This window comes from Desulfovibrio sp. JC022 (assembly GCF_010470665.1).
Classification (GTDB): Bacteria; Desulfobacterota; Desulfovibrionia; order Desulfovibrionales; family Desulfovibrionaceae; genus Maridesulfovibrio.
Window position 1 is genome coordinate 164,208 of sequence record NZ_VOPZ01000002.1, and the last position, 18,573, is coordinate 182,780.

The following is an 18,573-nucleotide window of genomic DNA, read 5'->3' on the forward strand; positions in this document are numbered from 1 at the left end:
TTATTCTTTAGCCTCCTCAAGTCCCTCCAGGCTGAAGTTCAGCCCGCGGGGAGGCAGGTAATCATTGAGGTAGCCACGAAGCACCCACTGGTCCGAGACTTCAAGGGACCAGCTTGCTGAAACAGCAGTAGGCTTCATTTCAACATCAAGCAGGTTCACTTCCTGTACTGCGGAATCCCATGATTTGAGTTTACGCCCGAATTCGCGAACCCCATCGGGATTGAACCAGCCGCTGACAACCAGCACGGCCTTGGGATTCATGAGGGCTTCAATATTCTCGGAACCGAAATATTTTCCCCAGAGTTCACGCCAGACCCGTTCCATGCTGCTACCTGAAGCAAACCACTTTCCACGGGAAGATTGCAGATCACCGGACCAGCGTTTTTTGGAAGCATGTCGAACAGACAGCACCGCCGCAGTACCGTTGGTATCAGCTATAGTAGCGTTGCTCAGCCCGTAAAGAGCGATCAACTCGTTGATTTGCTCATTCTGCTTTAATTGACGATCTTCATTGAGAGTATACTTTTCATTGGAAACATTAATTTGCGCAGGAACTTCAGCAGCTGAAAACAGTCCCATCTTTTTCATAGCCGAGCGAAGACTCTTACGATTCACACTGACATTGATGGAAACGGAAACACCATCTTCAGCCAGCTTGACGTTCATGTCCTTGTAGCCGTTGATGTACTCTTCATAATATTTACCGAAAGCCTTTTTCACAGCCTCAGTCCTTTCAGCGGACATGGTTCCGGGAAGCATACGTGAAGCCTCGGCGAACAGAGCCTGCGCAAAAGCTTCAGTAACCGCTTCCTGACGCAAGGTGCGCTGCGGCACTTCCTTTTCAGGATCAACAGGTTTGAAGATCTGCACCTTCACCGCATAGGCAGGCAGGGCGGAAAATAGCAGCACAACAACGCAGGCGGCTAAAACAAACGGCTTTATCTTATCTGAAAAATTCAACTTTATCGCTCCGGTAAATTTATCGCTGTTGATTCTGAACTGCGGGATTTCCATCCAAAGAATCTTCCTGAATATCACTTTCCCCTGCTGTCGCCGGAGATTCATGCGGCTGTTCCGTATCAGTAGATTCATCAACGTCACCAGCTTTAACGCCCGCATGAGGATCATCCACAAGAATGACCACAGCACAATTCTCGCTTACAATTTTGCGCTTAAGAACGGCCCTGACCTTGGCTGCATCATCAAGGGAAAGCACAAAATTACTCCGGGAAGGACCATGAGTATTGAGGGCTTTAATGGTCAAAGGGAAATTTCCAACCCGCGAACGCAGGTTCTCGGATTTATCATCAACCATGTAGGTCACAAGTCCGCGTTTAAGAACTGATTCTCTGCTGACCGCGAAAGGACCGTACACGCCAACTCCCCTGCCATCATAAATAAGGGGAAGCAACACAGGCTTGCAGTTGAGTCCTCTGGCATCGATAATCACACCGCTGTATACTGTGCTATCAATATAGCCGTTTTCCTCGCTTTCAAGGGCTTGTAACTCAGCTCCGGCCTCGCCGCGCTCACCGGAAATGGTCGGCGGAATTCCGGTCTGAAAGGAAAGTGTCGGCGGAATAATGATGGAAGAAAGACCGTTACGCAAATTCAGGGAAGAAGTAACTACCACAGTCCCGTTTACGTCCACAGCGGTATCAAGCAATGAATTCTGCACGTATCCGCGCAGGGAATTCAAGGCCTTAAGATCATTTTTAATAATGGAAGAAACTTTACGACGGCTGTCCAGCGGCAGCGAAAGGACCTCATCCAGCAATCCCTTGCGGGATTCAACCCCGCCCTGTCTTACAGCAAGAGCCTTACTGCGCACCGGGTCAATGCTGTCCGGCATGAGCTTGATTTCTGAAGCTGCGGAAATAAATCCATCACCCCAATTAACTATGGTTCCATCGGATTTTTCAACCAACCCGCCGAAGCCGTTACCATTATCTGCTGTCTGCGCGGACGCAAAAGAAACCGTAACCAGCAGAACAAGTAAATTGAAAAGTATATATTTTTTCATATGTATTCCGTTTTAGCGTAATTATCTGTTCTGGGATTACTTACCCTTCCCGGACTCAATCCGCAAGCCACTGCGCGACATATTCAACAGCCTTGTCATGCTCGTCGGGCGCGAACCAGTGGATATCCTGCTCCCGCTTAAACCATGTGAGCTGCCGTTTGGCATAGGCGCGGGTATTCTTTGCCCAGAGCCGGACAGTTTCATCCATATCGATCTCACCCTTAATAAAACGCATAAGCTCAATACAGCCGATGCCGGTCCAGCCGGGCGCATTTTCATCCGGGCACCTTTCCCACGCCCTGCGTGCTTCATCCACTGCTCCGGCCTCCAGCATCTTTTCAATGCGAAACTTAAGCAGCGGAGTCAACTCCTCAAGATCGACCTTGATGCCGATCTTCAAAAAATTATACGGAGAAGGCGGAACTTCGCGATTATGCCACCAGCTAAAAGGCTTGCCTGTGGCCTCGTATACCTCAAGAGCACGGGCATTGCGCTGGCGATTGTTAGGATGGGTGCGCTTGCAATATTCCGGGTCAACCTTCTCAAGCTCGGCATAGAGTGCCGGGCCGCCCTCTTCTTCTGCCCGCTTACGAATGCGTTCCCGAATCTCATCCGGGATATCAGGAATCGGGGCAAGACCGGAAGTCAGACTTTGCAGATACATACCCGTTCCGCCGACAAGCACCGGCAACTCATCAACAGCGGCAACATCAATGCGTTCCTTGGCAAGATCGACAAATCCGGCAGCATGAATGGTCTCGGTGGTGGGCAGAAAGCCATACAGCTCGTGCGGACATACCGCCCTTTCTTCCGGGCTGGGCTGAGCGGTAATCACCGGGAAATCAGTGTAGACCTGCCGGGAATCAAAATTAATCACCCGCACCGGAAATTTCCGGGCCATGCCAAGTGAAGTGGCGGTCTTCCCGGCTCCAGTAGGACCGAGGATGCATACTACGGGTCTGAGCTTTTCCATTGTCTATTTTCCGGGAACGAGCCTTTCAATTACTTCATCATAAATCTGACGCGGCACCAGACCTTTAATATCACCACCGTTCACAGCCACATCTTTGATAATGGAAGAACTGAGGTACATCCACTTATAGTCGGTCATTAAAAAGATCGTCTGGATATCATTATCAAGACGGCGGTTCATAAGTGCCATCTGGAATTCATATTCAAAATCTGAAACAGCGCGCAATCCACGCATGATTACGTTAGCCGGGCTTTGTTCAACATAATGAACCAACAACCCGTCAAAAGAATCAACTTCCACCTGCGGATGATGCGCAAAAATACGTTCAGCCATATCCACCCGTTCTTCAAGGGAGAACTTACAATTCTTGGATGTGCTGCCTGCCACAGCAACAATTACTTTATGAAATGTCTTAATTCCGCGCATGACCAAAGAGAAATGGCCACGGGTGAAAGGATCGAAAGTTCCGGGGAATACTGCTGTAACTGGCTTTACTTCTGCCATAATAATATCCTTGTCTGACCATAGAGTTTGTTTACCAACAGATCGAGACGGTCCACGTGTTCCGACTCGGGAGGCTCAACCTTGTCCTCCACTTCCGCCAGTACAAACCCGTCCTCGGAAAGCCAGCCGTTTTCAAGAGCCGCATCAAGGGCCTTGGGCAGCAGGTCATATCCGTATGGTGGGTCGATGAAAATAAGATCGTACGGTTTATCCGGGGCTTTCCCGAGTACTTTGAACAAGTCGGTTTTAAAAACCTTATACTCTTTGGGAGAAGCTCCCAGCTCCTTTAAATTGGTACTGATCAAGGCAGCGGCGCGCCCATTTTTCTCCACAAAAAAAGCGAACTCCGCCCCCCGGCTAAGGGCCTCAATGGCAAGACTGCCGCTTCCGGCGAACATATCCGCAACGCGCAATCCGTCCCAGTCCACGCCCCTTGATTCCAGCATGGAAAAAATAGCCTGCCGAACCTTGGATGTAGCCGGACGGTATCCGGGACCACTGGCGGTCTTGATTACCCGACCACCGTATTTGCCGCTTATCAGTCTCATATTTTACAATTCCGAAATAAGTTCAATAACCTGACGGTTAATTTCAAGCAGTCTGTCCCTCAGCTCGGTCTGGCTGAGAAAGGACTGTGACTGCACTTTATCCAGCCTGCCCCTGAATTCAGTAAAAAGCTTTTCCGAATCATTAAGCAGGAAATCCCAATCAATTCCCGGACTGGAAGACTTGCCCTTAACCACGGGTTTAATCTCGCCACCGGGCACAAGCATGACCTCTTCCCGGTAATCGGCAATATGCACCTTGTAACCGAGTTCCTGCTTGATGCGGCCCGCCAGAACTTTCTGTCCTTTAGGCTCGCCGTGGGTCAATATGACTTTCATGGCCGGACTGTCAAAGTGTTTCAGCCAGTCAACCATCTCATCCTGCCCGGCGTGACCGGAAAAACCGTTAATAGTGAAGATTTTCGCCTCCACAGCCAGTTTTTCGCCAAAAATTGTGATGTTGTCCGCGCCGTTGACCAATCTCCGCCCCGGAGTACCCACACCTTGATAACCAACAAATACCACACTGGCATTTTTACGCCAGATATTGTGACGCAGATGGTGCTTGATTCGCCCGGCGTTAGCCATACCACTTGCAGAGATAACGATAGCAGGCCCTTCTGTCTCGTTAATAGCCTGTGATTCTTCGGTAGTCAGAGTAAATTTCAATTTCGGCAGGGAAAGCGGATCATCACCGTTATGCATCAATTCTTTGGTATCAAGGTCGAAAAATTCCGGGTGATTCCTAAAAATTTCAGTAGCCTTGATAGCTAAGGGACTATCCAGATAGACAGGCATGTCCGCAGGGAGTTTGCCGTCTTTATAAAGCAGGTGCAAAGTATAGATGAGCTGCTGCGAACGTTCCACCGCAAAGGCCGGGATAACAACCTTTCCGCCACGCTCATAGCTCCACGCAATGGCTTCAGCAAGTTCATCAAGACTGTTGGAGGAATCCTTGTGATTACGGTCCCCGTAGGTGGATTCCATAAGCAGGTAGTCGGCCTTTTCAATGATGCTGGGATTACGCACAATGAGCTGGTCCTTGTGGCCGAGATCCCCGGAAAATACCACTTTGGTGGTCTCGCCGCCTTCCTTGATCCAGAGTTCGATGAAAGCGGAACCGAGAATGTGTCCCGCATCCTTAAAATTTACAGTCACCCCTTCCGCAGGATCAAAACTGGCACCATACTGCACGGTACGCATGAGCGGAACGGTATTGATGGCATCTTCCTGTTTATAAATAGGAGAGATGGGTGCCATGCCCTTACGCAGCCTTTTACGGTTGGCCCAGTCAGTTTCCATTTCCTGAATGTAAGCACTGTCCAACAGCATGATATCGAGCAGATCACGGGTGGGGATGGTCATATATATGGGACCGTCAAATCCGGCCCGAACTGCGGCCGGAAGCAATCCGGTATGATCAATATGAGCATGGGTAATCAGGATAAAATCAAGATTCTTGGGATCGTAATCAGCTATCCCCCGATTTCGTTTTTCAACTTCCGCGTTACCCTGATGAAGCCCGCAGTCAACGGCGAATCTAACATTCTCAGTCTCAATTATATAGCAGGAGCCGGTAACAGTTTTAGCAGCACCCATAAAAGTTATCTTCATTCATCCTCCCAGATCATTTCCCTGAAATCTATTCAGACTATGCGACTCAGGCTTTTTTTGATAATTCGAATGCACTGTTACATGCACCAATAATCAAATTCAGGCAACAGCGGAGCAGTTAGAAAATGCAGCAGCGCAATCAAAAAAAAGCATACCTGTACGGCCTTTCAGCCGTACTCATCTGGTCCACTGTGGCTTCGGCATTCAAAATAGCCCTCGGTTATATGGACCCGCTGCAACTACTCTTCTATGCTGTCATTTTTTCCAGCATAGCTCTTTTTGCCATTTTAAAGATACAAAATAAAACTGCGCAGATAAGGCAGATGAGCTTAAAAGAACTGCTTAAATGCGGACTGCCCGGTCTGCTTAATCCGTTCTTATATTATATAGTACTCTTTAAAGCCTATGACCTGCTCCCGGCGCAGGAAGCGCAGCCACTCAACTACACTTGGGCAATCACCCTTTCGCTTTTGTCGATCCCCCTGCTGGGCCAGAAAATGACCATACGCGAACTGCTGGCAATCCTGACCAGCTATCTTGGAGTGGTAGTTATTTCCACCCATGGAAATCTTTTAGACATAAAATTCAGCAATGGTTACGGGGTCTTTCTGGCCCTGTTCAGCACCATAATCTGGTCCCTCTACTGGATCATGAATACTAAAAGTAAATCCGACCCGCTGATCGGGTTATTCCTGAATTTCTGCTTCGGTCTTCCGCTGGTAGCAGGAGCCATGCTCATATTTTCAGGTCCGCCACCAATGAGTATTCCGGCTATCCTATCCGCTGCCTATGTAGGATTCTTTGAAATGGGCATAACTTTCGCACTCTGGCTGAACGCCCTCAAACTGACTGAAAAAGCTTCAAGGGTCAGCAACCTGATTTTCCTCTCCCCATTCCTGTCATTAATATTAATCCATTTTATTCTTGGAGAAGAAATCCTGCCTTCAACGCTGGTGGGGCTGCTCTTTATTGTGGGCGGGAACGTTATTCAACAGTTGGGTAAGAAAAATTAGTTATATAAAAATACAAAAGGACCGGGCTGGAGGTTCCCGGTCCTTTTTGTATTAAGGAGTGATGATGAGGAATGAAGACTATATGTATATTCGGGACTTGTTGAAGAAAATGCAGGGGAACAATTTCTTCGCCCGTCTTGCTTTTTTACTTAGCATCTAGTGTGCCAAAACTTTTTATCCTTTATTTTCAACATATTACCATTTTAAATCTTTTTTCAAATCCAACCTGCACATCCATTTGCACATAATCTTTGCACATATGTGCAATGCACATTTGCACACACTGCACATCCATTCAGTCTGCCAGACAAATCCAAGTTTAAGAATTAACGACAGAACGGTTAAATTCGCGCAAACCCCTGTACATAACAATTTTTCCGTATTATGTTGTAAGTAACGGTATATGAAGGAACTCTGAATCAATACTCAATATAATAAACACACCACACTGAATAATAAGGAGGAAATTATGCATACACGCCTTTCAGATGTGTACCTGAATCATGAAATCAATGAAAAAATCGAAGAAGCCTGCCAGAACTTAGGGATCAGCAAAAGCATGTTCCTGAACGTCCTGCTGCAAGAGCTGTTCAGCAAGGCCGGACCGGAAGATCTTTTCTACAACCGGGTAAAACTTTGTGATGACAATGATCTCGCTTCCATAAACAAAACTGAATCGATCACCCAGTAATTCTATTCACCTTCATTTAAACCGCCGCACAATCCAACCTCTAACCACAAGCGGCAGACAACAAAGGAACGGCGCAAAAATCAGGAACCATAAAATATTGAACTTGCATTTTTGCGCCCATGTTTCTTCATAAATTCCGTGGCAGGGACCGTACTACGCAGCATTAATATGCTGCTTTTTTTTGCCCAAATATCAAAACCCATTCTGCCTGATCAGCGACAATCTATTATGCAGCCAATGACATAAGTCGCGTTTGACAATAATTCCCCTACTAAATATACGGTTATTCCAATTCCCTTAAAAATTTAAATACTCATAATTGGAGAAAACAATGCGTTTAGTATCTTTAGGAGTAATGCTCGTTATGCTTTCACTGGTATCCGCTGCCCCGGCATTTGCCGCCGAAAAACTCAGCGGTGATGTCATCATGTTCCACGCCGGCAGCCTTTCCGTCCCCCTTGCAAAGATGGAAAAAGAATTTGAAGCCATGCACCCCGGTGTAGACATCAAACGCGAAGCCGGCGGTTCCACCAAAATGGCCCGCATGATTTCCGAAGTAGGCAAGCCTGCCGACATCATGGCTTCCGCTGACTACGTGGTCATCGACAAAAACCTGATTCCTAAATACGCGGACTTCAACATCCGTTTCGCCACCAACCAGCTGGTGCTCTGCTACACCGACCAATCCAAATTCGCAGAAGAAATCAATGCTGACAACTGGTACGATATTCTTGCCAGAACCGGTGTTGTCTGGGGACATTCCGATCCCAACCTCGATCCCTGCGGCTACCGTAGCGTAATGGTCATGCAGCTGGCTGAAAAATTTTACGGTAAATCTGAACTCTATAAGAAATTGGTTTCCCAGCGCAAAAAGGAATGGGTCCGCCCCAAATCCGTTGAGCTGATCTCCCTGCTCAAGACTGGAAACATGGATTACGCCTGGGAATACCTCTCCGTAGCAGTACAGCACGGTCTGAAATACATCACCCTTGATAAACACATCAATCTTTCCGACTACAAATACAACAACTTCTACAAGCAGGCGAAGGTAACCGTCAGCGGCAAGAAACCCGGAACCACCATTGAGCGTACCGGTAAATCCATCACTTACGGCATCACCCAACTCAAAGACGCCCCGAACAAAGCAGCAGCCACCGCTTTCATGGCTTACATGCTCTCCCCCGAAGGCGGCCTGAAAATCCTTAACGAAATGGGCCAGCCTCCCTTTGTTCCGGCTATTGTTCCTGACGAAACAATGGTCAAAAACATGCCTGCACAGTTGCAAAAACTCGTTAAAGTAAAAAAATAATTTGACCTTACACAGGAAAGCCGGGATCAACCGCCCGGCTTTCCTGCTTTCCACCCATGAAAAAAATCCACAGAACATCAGTCAGCTCTATTATTTCCACCATTCTGGTCCTCGGCTTCATCCTTGTTCCCTTAAGCCAGTTAATTCTCGGCTCAAGCGTTGATGAATTGCTCCAGACCATCATGGACCCGGATGTACGCGCAGCAATTACCCGGAGCATGCTCTGCTCCGGTCTGGCGGCATTCATATCTTTCGCCATCGGCACCCCCTTCGCTTTCCTGCTGGCCCGCAAGGATTTCAGAGGCAAAGGGCTGGTGGAATCCATCATCGACATGCCGATCATGATCCCGCACCCGGTCATCGGTATTGCCCTGCTTTCAATCGCCGGACGCAACCATTGGATCGGACAGATATTAATTGATGCCGGAATCCGTATCATGGGCACCAATACGGGGATTGTTGCTGTTCTGGTATTCGTAGGACTGCCCTTCTATCTCAATGCCGCACGGGACGGATTTGAAAACGTTCCCGAAAGACTCGAAAAAGCGGCTCGTACCTTGGGAGCTTCACCAACCCAGACGTTTATCCGGGTCACCCTGCCCCTTGCCTGGCGATCCCTGCTCACCGGGATGATCATGTGCATGGCCCGCGCGCTCAGCGAATTCGGAGCAGTAGTCATCGTGGCCTACCATCCCATGATCGCTCCGGTGCTCATGTACGAACGATTTACTGCTTACGGTCTTTCGTACTCCCGCCCGGTGGCTATCTGGCTGATATTTCTTTCACTGGTGCTCTTTGCGGCACTGCGACTTCTTTCACGCGGAGTGGGGAGCAGGGAATCATGATTAAAATAGAAGAACTTAACGTTGAACTGCCAAAATTTTCCTTGCAGGATATTAACCTGCACATTCCTGAAGGCGACTTCTTCACCCTGCTCGGTCCCACAGGGTCCGGTAAATCCGTACTGCTGGAAACAATCGCCGGGCTGGTTCCGATTTCTTCCGGCTCCATTAAAATTTCCGGCAATGAAATTGCCCATCTACCCCCGGAAAAACGGGGACTGTCCATTGTCTATCAGGATTACGCCCTTTTCCCGCACCTGAGCGTGATGGAAAACATCACTTTCGGTGCAAAATACCAAGGAATCAACGAAGCTAAGGCTGTACGCAAAGCTGCCGAACTTGCTGAGAAGCTCAATATTTCCCACCTACTCACCCGCACCCCCCGCCATCTTTCCGGTGGTGAACGGCAACGCGCTGCTATTGCCCGCGCCTTGCTGGTAGATCCGGCAGTGCTGCTGCTTGATGAACCGCTTTCCGCACTGGACCCTGCTTTCCGGCAGGAGGTACAGGACCTGCTCAAAGACCTGCACCGCGAAACAGGGATAACTTTTGTAATGGTCACCCACGATTTTGACGAAGCACTTTATCTTTCCACCAACGGAGCTATCATCAGGAACGGGGAACTTATCCGCAAAGGAAAAATAAGGGATATTTTCAACTCTCCCGGCTCTGAATTCGTGGCCGGATTCGTGGGCATGAGCAACATATATCTCTGCACTCCCATGAAGGAGTGCGTAAAGCTGGGCAATTTGAAATTAGAATGTACAATGGAGAAGAAGGGATCTGAAACAAGGCTGGCCTTCAGGCCGGAAGAAGTACTGCTGGGCAGCGAAATAAGTAAACGCAACGGACAGAACAGCTTTTACGCCACCATCAAAGGTATTACTGCCGGTGGTTTCCACGCACGGGTTACACTGGATTATAACGGCATGGATATTTACGCCCTTGTGCCCCGCAAGATGATTGGTAACGGTGAGCTTGAGCCGGGCTTACCCATAAAAGTTGCCATCCCGGAACAAAGTCTGCACTTGTTTTAATGCTGAGAACGCAAATTCCCGATCAAGACTTTAATATTACTGAAATTTAAAAGCAGGTACACGGCAAGCAGGACCGCAACCGACACTTCACGATTAAGTTCGTTAAAATTGAAAATCTGGTAAGTACCCACCAACAGCAACTGTAAGCAGATAAAGAATTTTTGTTTGCGATCCAGCCAGCTGATGCCGAAAAACTTGCGACACTGGAAATAGCGCAACAGGTTGATCAACACATTTGAAAGACAAAAAGCCAGCCCGGCTCCGCTAACCCCAAGGCTGTTGTAAAGCAGCAGACATAATCCCGCGTTAAGGATGAGTCCGGCCACAGTGTTGAAGACTTCCAGCTTTGACTTACCGGAAAGAATCAGCAGGTAGCCCACCGGACCTGTATAACAATTACAAATCTGCCCAAGCAACATCCAGAGCAGGCATGCTGTTCCGGCACTGTACTGCGCACCGAAAAAAAACATGATCATATCCGCATACACAGCCACCCCGGCCAGCAGGATAAACGAAAAAAAAGTCAATGCATGAGTGACATCACGGTAGAGGTTACGGATGGAATCGTTATTGTCACAGGCATAGGCTGTGGAAATCTGCGGGGCATAAACACTGTTGAAAGTATAGAGCAGAATGGAAATGGACACTGCAACTTTCATCGCTGCGACAAAAAGAGCAGCTTCCACAACCGAACCGACTGCACCGAGAATGAGCGTATTTATCCAGATCAACGAAGTCTGGGAAAAAGCAATAATCAAAAGCGGAATGGAATAAACAAGTATTTCCCGCACACCCAATGAACTGTGCAGGCCAATGGAAAATTTCAAACCGTAATCCCTGCGCGTACTCATAAATGCGTACAAAAATGACACAATATAAAGTGAGGTCACAGCCGCCAAAAAACCAAGCACGCTGAATTCGACCACAAAGGCTAAACCGGAAAGAACCAGCATCCCCAGTGGGATTATCAGGTTTTCCACCAATGTAATCCCGGACATATCACCGAGACTCTGGCGAACCATGATGTTGATTCTGGTCAGGCTCCAGAAAAAAATTATGGGAGAAGCATAAAAAACGTACGCCCACTTTGACACATCTTTGAAGACCAATCCGGCCACAGGTTTGGCAAAAACCATGACCGCCACGCACAGCAGCAAGGCAAAGCTCCCCACAATCAACTGTGAAATAGTCCACATAGATGAAAGATTGCCGTCATCCTCACTCTTTAGCTGGGGGATAAAACGCAAACAGCCATTCCCAATACCCAGCTGGGCTAAATTTGCGCAAAGAAAGGCAAAGGTATAGCCGATGAAAAAAAGCCCGGAACCGTAAGCCCCGTACTTTTTAGCCAACACCCATGCCAGCAGCAAGCCGCCCACGCCCTTAACTCCCTTGGCAGTAAAGACGAGAACCAGCTTCTTCAGATTGGAATGATCACTGCTCAAACCGTCTTTCCTTCAACTTGCGGAGGAGACTCCGGTCAATAAAGGCATAATAAAAAAAATTGCGCACCTTAAGCCAAAGCCAATGCACAGCCTGCCCAAGAATCAGCCCGGCACTTTCCGTAAACGGCACATTGCTCGGCGCATATAGTTCGTATCCATTTTCTAAAAGTTCACGAGCGCAGATCAACTCGTAAAGCTGAATTTGTGCTGGGCTTAAAATATCTTTCCACTTCACGGCTATTTTTCGATCAGGGTCCCGGCCCACGTTTTCATGCAGATGCTTTTGTTTTTTACCAATCAGTTGATAGTAATCCTGCTGGGTATAGGTAATCTCTTTACCAGTTGGACTGACACCCAACACACCAAGCAAGCGCGTAACAGCACCTTCAGAATCAGCAAGTAGATCCTCAAAACGCAACCGGATCAGCGATTGCCCTTTAAGCCTGCCCAGCATTCTCTTCCAATCAAAAGCGGCCTGAAAAATATTATTGGACATCTTCATCCCGGTCACTGAAACCATATCCAGCTTGGAATTGAAAACCGCCCGCCCGTCCCGGAGCAAGAAAATAAACTGCGAATCGGGATATATTTTCCTCAGCATATCCAAATGGAAATCATAGCGCGCCCCTTTAATAACCAGTACTTCCGGTCCGCTCTCGCCGCGAATCTTGAGGTATTCCCCAAACACGGTATCAAATACAGCTCGGTAGGTTAACTGGTCCAGCCTATTCAAGCGGCTACGCAAGATATCCCGATCAACATTCCATTCACGAAAACGGGGTTCGGAATAAAGAAGATCCAGCACTCCATTCACAGTCATGGACTTTTCATCCCGGAAATTTTCCAGCACAAGGGAAATAAAAAGGCTTTCCTGTGCCACCACAACCCCGGCATGGCGGTTCAGTAGAGAGGAAAGTAGAGTTGAGCCGGACCTGCTGTCATAAATTATGAATGCATGGATCATAGTTTCAGCACCTCAAGCTTTGAAAAATCAATCCTGTACCTGCCGCTGCGGCATTTGACCTCAATAATATCTCCCGCGACTGAATTTCCAAACAAAGATGGATCAGTACCCCCTTCAACAGTCCGGCCCACAGCAGTATACATAGTTGAAGGGGAAGAAGTTTTACGCTCAGCCTGATAAAGCATCCCTGAACGGGGAATTTTCTTGCCCATAAAACGCAATAATCCCGCATACCGCTTGAAGGATGTCCTGAAACCATCCCCATGAAAATTTAATGCATACCCGCTATCCCGTTCGATACAGACTTTCCCCTTACCTGCATTTCTAAGCAGACGAGCCTTGCGGTAGAGATGTATGGGATAATAAATGCTGGTGCTGCCGGAAGGAACAATCCGGTCACGCACAAAAACATCCTCGCCGCCGACAACCACAATTGTCCGCTTCCAGGAATTGGGACGTACTGAAACCGGGTAATATCCGGCAAGCTCAGCCTCTACAGCCTGAAAGCCTTCACCACTCACAAAACGCGGTTCGGGAGTAGCCCCCTTACCCTTCTTATAATCATAAAGATTAAAAACGTCGGTACCTTCTCCCAATTGACCAATTTTATTAAAGACCGGAAGATTATGATTGAGTGAAAATTTCTTAAGCAGGAATCCATCATCGTTGACCAATGAACGCTTGCCCAACCAAAGGCCGAAATGTCCGGCATCCGGGTGAATATGTGATCCGGTGTAAATTTTCTTGGACTGGGCATGAAATCCCTGCGGCGGACCGCATTTGAAAAAAACAAGCGAAGCATCATCCTGCCATGATGAACGAGTCAGCAGAATTCCGAGATTTCCGAACCATGCGTGTAGCGGCAATCCTTGCGGGTCCTGCGGCTGCACTTCAGGATCATACCAGATATAGTCCTGCCAAAGCACAGTGCTCATACGTCTCTTGCGCTCGACCTCCGCGGCAAGCCACTGGGCACGACCATCCTTGAAAATTCGGGCCAGACAACGCAGGGTCGCGCCCGGACCGTAAAAGTCCACCATGGGAGAATCAGCAAAATCCACATTGTATTTAAAACCGGGCAGGGAAGCATAAAGCCGAAACTTTGCGGTATTACGTAAAAATCCGCTGGAACGGACCATCTCCAGCCCCTGTGCCGGAGCCATGGCCATATAATAATTAAGCAGCCACAATGCCCCGTAACTCCAATAACCGATACCTTCATGGGAGGCACCGTCCGGGGAAAGCAAAGGCAGAACCTGCTTGAAATTATCCGCAGCGGTCTTCAGCCACCTTGTGGCCCGACGATCTTCTCCATAGAGCGCAATACCAGCCACAGCCAGCGCACCGGAATTCACGTAATTATGGTTCTGGAGCAACCCGCGGGACTGTGCCCACCAAAGCCGTTTGGTACGGATAATCTCATCCAGAATTTCCGCATGCTCGATAATGGCATCCCTGACCATCAACCGCAGGGCCGAGGAAAGGTCATCGTAAAACCAGTCATAAACGAGAGACAGTGCAAAAATGGAATGTGCAGCCCCGATATCTTCGTTGCTTGCCCAGCGGGGCGAAATACAAAAGGTCCGTAAAAGATCCTGCACAGTGACAAATGCAGAAGGGTCGCCTTTAATTAAATGGTAAAAAGCAAGATCAACCAACCCGTCAGCCGGGCGGCGCAAAGTTTCATCATTATAGCGCAAAAGGTTGGCAGGTGCCCGGCTGCCTACAAGTCCGCGACCACGTTTGCGGATAATACGCAGAAAATCAGAATAAGGTTTTTCATCTTTCAGGGAGCGTAATTCTTCAAGGCGGGATTCATTAAAATAAAGTCTGGGACGGGATTTGAAAACAGAATAATCAGGATCAGCCGCGCAACACGGTGTAGTCCATATTGCCGAGAACAAAACAACTATTGCGACAACCGTTCCCAGCCGCATGTAAACCCCTTTGCTTATTTAGCGGTAACACGCTTAAGTTTCTTAATTATCTTCACCAAAGTACGTTTTACAATTCCCACAGAGGACTCAAGACTGGTTACCCTCTTCTCCAATTCTTCCACATATAATCCAAGATCTTCATCTTTATAACGCTCAGAACGTTCAGGGACAGTCAAGAGTCCATCACTGATCCTCTCCTGAGCAAACGTCTCCACCACTTCGGCTGTAACGGGTCTGATATCGTCAGCAAAACCAAAAATTAAAGCCCCTTCGCAAATCACATTTATATTACGCGGAATGCCATGGGAATACTCGTTGATCTTCGCAACAGCTCCCTCGGTAAAAATTGCAAACGGATCTTCAGCCCCGCCCTGTCTTAAACGGTAATAAACATATTCCTGAACTTCCTGCTCCCGCAGACGTGAAAGGTGGGCACTGACCACAATCCGTTGCACAATCTGACTATAGCGGGCCTTGCGTAAACGGTCGCGAAAGCCGGACTGCCCGACCATAAGGATAGAAATAAGATTATCCTTACCGGCCTGCAAATTGGAGATCATGCGCACCTGTTCAAGAGCACCGTCGCTCAAATTCTGGGCTTCATCCAAAATAAGCAGGACCTTTTTTTCACCTTTAGTATAAATCTTAAGCAGATGTTCCTGCAAAGCATCGAGACAAGAAGCAGGGGTAGGATTCTCAGGCATTTCAGCCTCAAGTTCAGTAAGAATCATTTCCACGATATGATCACTGCCCACTGAACTATTAAAGATAACCCCGACAATGGTATCCTCGCTGTACTCCATCACCAGCTTATAAATAATTGAGGTCTTACCGGTACCCGCATCCCCGGTCAGCAGAATCAGGCTATCCCCGTTCATCAGCCCGTAATCAATATGGGTGATTGCCTGCTGATGCCACGGACTAAGATAGAAATATTCCGGGTCGGGGAGGATATTAAAAGGCTTTTCTTTTAAACCGTAAAATTCAAGATACATTAGCCACCGCCTCAGCTGACAACATTCAAGCTTTCCCTTTCTGTCTTATTTAAAACAACACCAATAATATTACGACCTTCCAGCAGATTAAGAGCCTTTTGGACATATTCACGTGAAGTTTTACCTGCTTCCACAACAAAAATAATTCCATCAACATAACTTGAAAAAACCAATGCGTCAGGAGCGTGCAGAAGATCCGGACAATCAAATATAACATAACGGTCCGGATAACGGTCCTTCATTTCTGTAATTAACTCCTGCAACTTTGGCGAACCGAGAATTTCGGTTGAACCCCTGATGGGTTCTCCGGCAGGGAGAAAAGAAAGCTTGTTTATCCCCGGCTTTATAAGCAGATCAGAAACAGGAATATCATGGAGAAGATGATCGGTCAGCCCCTTTTCCACTTCAATCCCCAGATACTTATGGATGCTGGGGTTACGCATGTCAGTATCCACCAGCAACGCAAACTGATCCACTTCACGGGCAATACTTATGGCAAGATTGATGGAAGTAATGGTTTTTCCTTCTCCGGGCATGGCACTGGTAACCATCAGTACATTATGCATGCTTTTTCTGGTACGATGAAAAATCTGGGTCCGCAGCAGGTTATATATATCGGTAAAAGAAGCATTACTGTGTTTGGTAAGAATTCTGTTCTTTGCAAGTTCCAACTCATCCAAAACAATGTCATCGCTGTAAAATGACGCGGGAATACTACAACTTTGCACGGAATCATCGTTATCACTAAGCTCGCAGGAGTCTGGTTCAGAGACAGGGGCAGTAGGCGGCCTATCCGAAGCAGCAGCTTCAACATGAGGATCCTCACTATCTGCTACGACCTGATCTTCCTGGAGAATTCGGTTGCGTCTTGCTTTTTCAACAGCCTTGAGCAATTTGCTCATGATGACTCCCTGTACCTTTAAAAATTCAGGATAACCTTGCGAATCACTTTTACCGCAATAATATCAAGCGGCATAAAGAAAATATGTACCGCTGCCACGGTAACAACCATCAAAGAAAGAACCGTCAACACCATACTCCACTTCCGGCGCACAATAGCCCGTGCCTCAAGCTCAGTCTGCCAATAGGGAACAATAGCCAGCACGGGATATTTAATAATGGCGGAAAGTTCTTCCGGCCTACGTATGGAACGGTCCATGAATTCCAGAACCGTCCCGGTTCCCGCGCCAATCCCTAATGAAAGTACAAAACCGACAAGAATCAAAGCCAGCCGGTTAGGACGGATAGGCTTTTCAGGGACAATAGGCGGATCAATCAGGGTAAACCGCTCCGCAAGCTGACTCTGTTCCAAACCTTTGGCCTCACGGGCGGCCAAAAGTCTGGTATTAATATCCTGATACTTTAGCTGGGCATTATCATAATCACGCAGCAGAATTTTATATTCCTGCTCCACCTGCGGAGTGCTGACAACCCTGCGCTGGTAGGCCGCATATTTATTGCTCAATTCCTGAAAATTACGCTCCGCCTCGGCAATCTCAAGTTCGGTGGAAGCAATCTGGGTTTCAATCTGAATATATCCCGGATTATCCGGTATATCCGATGCAGAATCAAACATACTTTCCTGCAAAGCCGCTTCCTCAAGACTCTCATTCAGGGAATCAATCTGCCTGAGAAGCATGATCACTTCAGGATGTTTATCCGAATATCGCTTGAGCAGGATGGACAATTCCTGTTCTTTATTCTTGATTTCCCGATTGAGGGCATCAATATTGTCCGCAGCATCAACGTCTTTCTCAAGTGCGTCTATCTGCTTTTTCATAGCCAGTATATCAGGATGCCGCGAAGAATAACGGGATTGCAGGGTAAGATATTCCCGGCGCAACTTTTCCAGATCTTCCCTTGCTGTGGGAAAGCGGGTCCCGTCATTCGCAACAATACGCAAGTGCGGATCAATGCTGGCCCGCTGGCCTTCAAGATAAACCTTGCGATTCTTAAGTGAAGCAATCTGCTCCTGAACCTGATCAAGCTCGCGCTGCAACCTCTCCATGGAATTCATGTTATGAACCAGTAATTCCGGAAGTTCATTGACGTGTTCTTCTTTGAAAATGGCGATGCTGGATTCAAGTTCCAAAATTTCGGAACGCAACTCAGCTAGCTGCAATTCAAGAAATTCAAAAGTGGATTTAGCTTTTTCTTCCCTCTCCTTCAGGTTTTCCTTCAGGTAAAGAGACGTAAGCACGTTTGCAACCTGCGCTACTTTCTGCGGACTGCGTCCTTCATATGAAAGGGTAAATGCCACAGTGGCTGTCCCCGGACGGCCGGAATACTGGTTGGTGACATCTGCGGTAATAGGCTCCAACTGAATATCTTCACGCATCTTGGTGATGATTTCCTCAGTTGTATATTTACCGACGAGATTGGGATACAACTCAAATTCTTTAATAATATTAAGCAAGTTACCGTGACTGAGAACAATCTGAGAAATAGACTGCAATCTTTCTTCAACAAACCCGGTAACTGTAGTCTGCACCAGCTCCTGCGGAATATCCTGATCCTCAATCAGAATAGTTGCCGTGGATTTATAGACCGGGGCAAGCACAAAAGCCAGAATCACGATCAACGTAAAGATCGCTCCCGCCGGAAGAAGAAACTGGAATTTCCTGCGTTTTAATACATCCAGATAATATGCAATATCCGAGCTTTCCTGCATATGCCCGCTC

The 18,573-nt window shown here is 47.7% G+C and carries 17 protein-coding genes; 5 read left to right on the forward strand and 12 right to left on the reverse strand.

All coding sequences use genetic code 11. The features are described 5' to 3' along the window. The 6 genes from FMS18_RS03765 to FMS18_RS03790 are packed head-to-tail and all read right to left on the reverse strand — an operon-like array spanning window position 1 to window position 5,659. Complete coding sequence (locus tag FMS18_RS03765; protein WP_239060935.1) at window positions 1-1,014, reverse strand: hypothetical protein; 1,014 nt, start codon at window positions 1,012-1,014, stop codon at window positions 1-3. Next, window positions 980-2,023 (reverse strand): hypothetical protein, encoded by a 1,044-nt coding sequence (locus FMS18_RS03770; protein WP_163292418.1) that lies wholly within the window; start codon window positions 2,021-2,023, stop codon window positions 980-982. Before FMS18_RS03770 ends, FMS18_RS03765 begins: the two co-directional genes overlap by 35 nt. A 55-nt stretch (window positions 2,024-2,078) precedes the next feature. After that, the gene (gene miaA / locus FMS18_RS03775) at window positions 2,079-2,996 is read right to left on the reverse strand and encodes a tRNA (adenosine(37)-N6)-dimethylallyltransferase MiaA (protein ID WP_163292419.1); all 918 of its coding nucleotides are present in this window, start codon (window positions 2,994-2,996) and stop codon (window positions 2,079-2,081) included. A gap of 3 nt (window positions 2,997-2,999) precedes the next feature. Next, a complete protein-coding gene (gene coaD / locus FMS18_RS03780; RefSeq protein ID WP_163292420.1) occupies window positions 3,000-3,500 on the reverse strand; it encodes a pantetheine-phosphate adenylyltransferase in 501 nt (166 codons plus the stop codon). After that, on the reverse strand, window positions 3,488-4,048 hold the full coding sequence (rsmD, locus tag FMS18_RS03785) for a 16S rRNA (guanine(966)-N(2))-methyltransferase RsmD (protein ID WP_163292421.1): 561 nt from the start codon (window positions 4,046-4,048) through the stop codon (window positions 3,488-3,490). Before rsmD ends, coaD begins: the two co-directional genes overlap by 13 nt. A gap of 3 nt (window positions 4,049-4,051) precedes the next feature. After that, window positions 4,052-5,659: an MBL fold metallo-hydrolase RNA specificity domain-containing protein gene (locus tag FMS18_RS03790; protein ID WP_163292422.1), complete on the reverse strand. Its 1,608-nt coding sequence runs from the start codon at window positions 5,657-5,659 to the stop codon at window positions 4,052-4,054. Between the two features lie 125 nt (window positions 5,660-5,784). Here FMS18_RS03790 and FMS18_RS03795 point away from each other — a divergent pair, with 125 nt between their 5' ends. The 5 genes from FMS18_RS03795 (at window position 5,785) to FMS18_RS03815 (ending at window position 10,551) form a co-directional block, all read left to right on the forward strand. Then, entirely contained in the window at window positions 5,785-6,672 is an 888-nt protein-coding gene (locus tag FMS18_RS03795; protein WP_163292423.1) for a DMT family transporter, read from the forward strand. A gap of 469 nt (window positions 6,673-7,141) precedes the next feature. Further along, window positions 7,142-7,363 carry a hypothetical protein gene (locus tag FMS18_RS03800; RefSeq protein WP_163292424.1) on the forward strand — a complete coding sequence of 74 codons (222 nt, stop codon included), beginning with the start codon at window positions 7,142-7,144 and terminating at the stop codon, window positions 7,361-7,363. A gap of 331 nt (window positions 7,364-7,694) precedes the next feature. Then, entirely contained in the window at window positions 7,695-8,672 is a 978-nt protein-coding gene (gene wtpA / locus FMS18_RS03805) for a tungstate ABC transporter substrate-binding protein WtpA (protein ID WP_163292425.1), read from the forward strand. Between the two features lie 56 nt (window positions 8,673-8,728). Continuing rightward, window positions 8,729-9,517: an ABC transporter permease gene (locus tag FMS18_RS03810; protein ID WP_163292426.1), complete on the forward strand. Its 789-nt coding sequence runs from the start codon at window positions 8,729-8,731 to the stop codon at window positions 9,515-9,517. Then, window positions 9,514-10,551, forward strand: a complete 1,038-nt coding sequence (locus FMS18_RS03815; RefSeq protein ID WP_163292427.1) for an ABC transporter ATP-binding protein — start codon at window positions 9,514-9,516, stop codon at window positions 10,549-10,551. The genes FMS18_RS03810 and FMS18_RS03815 overlap by 4 nt, the downstream gene beginning before the upstream one ends. Here FMS18_RS03815 and FMS18_RS03820 read toward each other — a convergent pair. Genes FMS18_RS03820 through FMS18_RS03845 form a run of 6 tightly spaced genes read right to left on the reverse strand, consistent with a single transcriptional unit; the run spans window position 10,548 to window position 18,563 of the window. Beyond that, a complete protein-coding gene (locus tag FMS18_RS03820) occupies window positions 10,548-11,996 on the reverse strand; it encodes a lipopolysaccharide biosynthesis protein (RefSeq protein WP_163292428.1) in 1,449 nt (482 codons plus the stop codon). The two genes, FMS18_RS03815 and FMS18_RS03820, sit on opposite strands and share 4 nt — an antisense overlap. Further along, on the reverse strand, window positions 11,986-12,960 hold the full coding sequence (locus FMS18_RS03825) for a sulfotransferase (RefSeq protein ID WP_163292429.1): 975 nt from the start codon (window positions 12,958-12,960) through the stop codon (window positions 11,986-11,988). Before FMS18_RS03825 ends, FMS18_RS03820 begins: the two co-directional genes overlap by 11 nt. Next, on the reverse strand, window positions 12,957-14,897 hold the full coding sequence (locus tag FMS18_RS03830) for a DUF4962 domain-containing protein (RefSeq protein ID WP_163292430.1): 1,941 nt from the start codon (window positions 14,895-14,897) through the stop codon (window positions 12,957-12,959). Before FMS18_RS03830 ends, FMS18_RS03825 begins: the two co-directional genes overlap by 4 nt. A 14-nt stretch (window positions 14,898-14,911) precedes the next feature. Next, entirely contained in the window at window positions 14,912-15,892 is a 981-nt protein-coding gene (locus FMS18_RS03835; protein WP_163292431.1) for an ExeA family protein, read from the reverse strand. 11 nt (window positions 15,893-15,903) lie between these two features. After that, window positions 15,904-16,794, reverse strand: a complete 891-nt coding sequence (locus FMS18_RS03840) for a polysaccharide biosynthesis tyrosine autokinase (RefSeq protein ID WP_163292432.1) — start codon at window positions 16,792-16,794, stop codon at window positions 15,904-15,906. Window positions 16,795-16,811: 17 nt separating this feature from the next. After that, entirely contained in the window at window positions 16,812-18,563 is a 1,752-nt protein-coding gene (locus FMS18_RS03845; protein ID WP_163292433.1) for a lipopolysaccharide biosynthesis protein, read from the reverse strand. Window positions 18,564-18,573: the final 10 nt, after the last annotated feature.

What these genes read in the sequence shown, in the direction of transcription:
- FMS18_RS03810 (WP_163292426.1), top strand. Translation starts at nt 8,729, where the DNA reads ATGAAAAAAATCCACAGAACATCAGTCAGCTCTATTATTTCCACCATT.
- miaA (WP_163292419.1), bottom strand. Translation starts at nt 2,996, where the DNA reads ATGGAAAAGCTCAGACCCGTAGTATGCATCCTCGGTCCTACTGGAGCC.
- FMS18_RS03770 (WP_163292418.1), bottom strand. Translation starts at nt 2,023, where the DNA reads ATGAAAAAATATATACTTTTCAATTTACTTGTTCTGCTGGTTACGGTT.
- FMS18_RS03835 (WP_163292431.1), bottom strand. Translation starts at nt 15,892, where the DNA reads ATGTATCTTGAATTTTACGGTTTAAAAGAAAAGCCTTTTAATATCCTC.
- wtpA (WP_163292425.1), top strand. Translation starts at nt 7,695, where the DNA reads ATGCGTTTAGTATCTTTAGGAGTAATGCTCGTTATGCTTTCACTGGTA.
- FMS18_RS03825 (WP_163292429.1), bottom strand. Translation starts at nt 12,960, where the DNA reads ATGATCCATGCATTCATAATTTATGACAGCAGGTCCGGCTCAACTCTA.
- FMS18_RS03765 (WP_239060935.1), bottom strand. Translation starts at nt 1,014, where the DNA reads ATGGAAATCCCGCAGTTCAGAATCAACAGCGATAAATTTACCGGAGCG.
- coaD (WP_163292420.1), bottom strand. Translation starts at nt 3,500, where the DNA reads ATGGCAGAAGTAAAGCCAGTTACAGCAGTATTCCCCGGAACTTTCGAT.
- FMS18_RS03840 (WP_163292432.1), bottom strand. Translation starts at nt 16,794, where the DNA reads ATGAGCAAATTGCTCAAGGCTGTTGAAAAAGCAAGACGCAACCGAATT.
- FMS18_RS03790 (WP_163292422.1), bottom strand. Translation starts at nt 5,659, where the DNA reads ATGAAGATAACTTTTATGGGTGCTGCTAAAACTGTTACCGGCTCCTGC.
- FMS18_RS03795 (WP_163292423.1), top strand. Translation starts at nt 5,785, where the DNA reads ATGCAGCAGCGCAATCAAAAAAAAGCATACCTGTACGGCCTTTCAGCC.
- FMS18_RS03815 (WP_163292427.1), top strand. Translation starts at nt 9,514, where the DNA reads ATGATTAAAATAGAAGAACTTAACGTTGAACTGCCAAAATTTTCCTTG.
- FMS18_RS03845 (WP_163292433.1), bottom strand. Translation starts at nt 18,563, where the DNA reads ATGCAGGAAAGCTCGGATATTGCATATTATCTGGATGTATTAAAACGC.
- FMS18_RS03830 (WP_163292430.1), bottom strand. Translation starts at nt 14,897, where the DNA reads ATGCGGCTGGGAACGGTTGTCGCAATAGTTGTTTTGTTCTCGGCAATA.
- FMS18_RS03800 (WP_163292424.1), top strand. Translation starts at nt 7,142, where the DNA reads ATGCATACACGCCTTTCAGATGTGTACCTGAATCATGAAATCAATGAA.
- rsmD (WP_163292421.1), bottom strand. Translation starts at nt 4,048, where the DNA reads ATGAGACTGATAAGCGGCAAATACGGTGGTCGGGTAATCAAGACCGCC.